This is a genomic window from Halomonas sp. 707D4, assembly GCF_024158685.1.
Taxonomy (GTDB): Bacteria; Pseudomonadota; Gammaproteobacteria; order Pseudomonadales; family Halomonadaceae; genus Vreelandella.
This window is the reverse complement of sequence record NZ_JAMZBD010000444.1, coordinates 1-2,523: the sequence shown is the minus strand read 5'-3', so window position 1 is coordinate 2,523 and position 2,523 is coordinate 1. Positions and strand designations below refer to the sequence as shown.

The 2,523-nt window shown below is 69.4% G+C and carries 1 protein-coding gene; it reads left to right on the top strand.

What is annotated here, in order from left to right; all coding sequences use genetic code 11:
• Window positions 1-2,372 (top strand): DNA translocase FtsK (locus BIS11_RS14990; RefSeq protein ID WP_253586425.1); only part of this gene is annotated, 2,372 nt, incomplete at its 5' end.
• Window positions 2,373-2,523 lie beyond the last annotated feature (151 nt).

The window sequence follows — 2,523 nt, the reverse complement described above, 5'->3', positions numbered from 1 at the left end:
CACCAGCGCCGGTGGCGCCTGCCAAGGCCGAGCGGGTCAAGGCCGAGCCTTCGCTGTCGGTCGACGACGCGGCAGCGTCCGAGGCCCCCGAGCGCGCAGAGGCGCTCGAGCCCGAAACGCCCGCGCCCACCATCGAGCGAGCGGCCGAGCCCGAGGCGCCCATCGAGCCCGAGGCGCCCATCGAACCCGTCGAGCCCGAGACACCCATCCAACCCGAGACGCCTCTCGAGCGTGAGCCCGAAGCGCCGGCCATCGAGCCGCGCGCCGAGGCCTTCGCGATCTCCGCTCGCGACGAGCCACCTGCCGTCGAGCCCGCCCCCGTGGCGGCCGTCGACCCGATCGCTGCGCCGAGCGAGCCGCCCCAGGCGCTCGAGGAAAAGTCATCGGCGATGCCGCCCTGGTCCGCCGGTGAGCGTGATGACGCGCCGGTGGACGACGCGCCGGTCACGCAGCCCTGGGCACTGCGCGCCGACAAGCGCGACGAGGCACCGGTGAGCGCTGCGCGCTTCTATATCGACAACGACGGTATCGACGATGACAGCGATGCCGCAGCCGACGCCCTAGACGCCAGCGAGCCGCCAGAGGCACCGCGCGAAGAAGCGCCCGCATCGCCCGCGTTCGGCGTACCGCTCGCGGCCGACCGCGCCGATGTCGAGCCCCCGCCCCGGCGCGTGCCGGAAGTGGTGCCGGAGCCGGTATGGGACGAGGACGACGAGCCGGAGCTCGCGCCGGAGCCGCGCGTCGCGCGCCAGGAACCCACCTTCGCCTCGGAGCCCGTCGAGCCGGAGCCGGACAACGGCCCGACGCTCTGGACCGTCGAGCACCTGCAGAGCCAGCGCCCGGCTTTCGAGCCCCTCGAGGAGCCCGAGGGCGAGGTGCCGAGCCTGCAGCTTCTGACCCCGCCGGAGCCGCATCAGCCGAACTACACCGAAGAGCAGCTCGCCGACATGGCCGAACTGCTCGAGGTGCGCCTGCGCGAGTACGGCGTCAAGGCCGAAGTCGTCGATACCTGGCCGGGCCCGGTCATCACCCGCTTCGAGATCAAGCCCGCCGCCGGCGTGAAGGTCTCGAAGATCAGCAACCTCGCCAAGGACCTGGCGCGCTCGCTGATGGTCAAGAGCGTGCGCGTGGTCGAGGTGATTCCCGGCCGGCCCACGGTGGGCATCGAGATTCCCAACCCGCACCGGGCGATGATCCGCCTGCGCGAGGTGATCGACTCCGACCGCTACCAGCAGGAGAGCTCGCCTTTGACCATGGCGCTCGGCCAGGACATCGGCGGCGGCCCGGTGGTCGCGAACCTGGGCAAGATGCCCCATCTGCTGGTGGCCGGTACTACCGGCTCGGGCAAGTCCGTCGGCGTCAACGCCATGCTCATCTCGATGCTGCTCAAGGCCAAGCCCGACGAGCTCAAGCTGATCATGGTCGACCCGAAGATGCTCGAGCTTTCGGTCTACGATGGCATTCCGCATCTGCTCGCCCCGGTGGTCACCGACATGAAGGAAGCCGCCAACAGCCTGCGCTGGTGCGTGGCCGAGATGGAGCGGCGCTACAAGCTGATGGCGGCGATGGGCGTGCGCAACATCGCCGGCTTCAACGCGCGGCTGGACGAAGCCGAGCGCGCCGGCGCCCAGGTGGCGGACCCGCTGTGGGAACCGCAGCCCTGGGAAATGCACCAGACTCCGCCGGTCCTCGAGAAGCTGCCCTATATCGTGGTGGTGATCGACGAGTTCGCCGACATGTTCATGATCGTCGGCAAGAAGGTGGAAGAGCTGATCGCGCGGCTGGCCCAGAAGGCGCGTGCGGCAGGCATCCATCTGATTCTCGCCACCCAGCGCCCGTCGGTGGATGTGGTGACAGGGCTGATCAAGGCCAACATCCCCTCGCGCATGGCGTTCCAGGTCTCCTCGCGCATCGATTCGCGCACGATTCTCGACCAGGGCGGCGCCGAGAGCCTGCTGGGCCACGGCGACATGCTCTACCTGCCGGCGGGCTCAGGGCCGCCCAATCGCGTCCACGGCGCCTTCGTGGATGACGACGAGGTGCACCGGGTGGTGGACGACTGGAAGCGCCGGGGCGAGCCCGAGTACATCGACGAGATCCTCTCTGGTGGCGTCTCGGCGGATGCGCTCGCCGGGCTCGAAGCCGAAGGAGTCGATGGTGACGATGCCGAGCAGGACGCGCTCTACGACGAGGCCGTGCAGTTCGTGACTGAAACCCGCAAGGCCTCGATCTCCGCGGTCCAGCGGCGCTTCAAGATCGGCTACAACCGCGCCGCGCGCCTGGTGGAGGCGATGGAGGGCGCCGGGGTGGTGTCGTCGATGGGCGGCAACGGCTCGCGGGAAGTGCTCGCGCCGCCGCCGGTGAACCAGTGAGCGCCAATCGTGCAACAAGCGTGAAAATCGCCCGCCGGGTGAAACCCCGGCGGGCACAAGGCGTCTGAGTGTGGACACAAGGACGTAGCAAGGTCCGACCGATAACGCATCAACGCGGGTAACCCCGCCATTTGGCAATTTGCCTAGGGAG